General features: G+C 60.4%; 2 protein-coding genes. Both read left to right on the top strand.

The window, feature by feature from the left end:
• The coding region (locus tag AC0T5L_RS27185; RefSeq protein WP_476168345.1) for a hypothetical protein at positions 1–326 on the top strand (326 nt) is incomplete at its 5' end.
• Positions 327–366: 40 nt separating this feature from the next.
• Positions 367–553, top strand: a 187-nt coding sequence (locus AC0T5L_RS27180) for a polyketide synthase docking domain-containing protein (RefSeq protein ID WP_476168344.1), incomplete at its 3' end; no start/stop codon positions are given.

Here is a 553-nt window from a genome sequence, read left to right as displayed (position 1 = left end):
GCCTGGCCGCGGTCACCGGAGTCCGCCTCCCCGCCACCCTCGTCTTCGACTACCCAAACCCCAACACACTCGCCAAGCATCTGGAAAGCGAGCTATTGCCCGCCGAGCCAGTTGAAGGACTTTCCGTCCTGGAGGAACTCGGCCGGTTGGAGAAAGCACTGTCCACGGGGAGCCTGGATGAAGAGGCACGGGAGCAGGTAGCCGCGCGGCTCCACAGGATGATGACGCGATGGGGATCTTCTGAGAGCCGGATTGGGATCGATCTGAGTTCCGCCAGTGACGACGATATTTTTGATCTGATCGACACTGAACTCGATCACCCGTAAATCCGAAAATCACTTCAAGATCTGAAGGGTGAGGTCTGGTATGTCCAAGGAAGAAAAGCTTCGCGACTATCTGAAGCGTGTTCTCGTCGATCTTCAGCAGGCCAACAACCGCCTCCGGTTGATGGAAGAGGCTGAGCACGAGCCCGTCGCGATCGTGGGGATGGGGTGCCGCCTGCCCGGCGGGGTGTCCTCCCCCGAGGAACTGTGGCGCCTGGTCACCGAGGGCC

Source organism: Nocardiopsis sp. TRM 82005 (assembly GCF_056312425.1).
The sequence above is the reverse complement of the archived record's forward strand: the minus strand, read 5'-3'. Positions and strand labels throughout refer to the sequence as shown.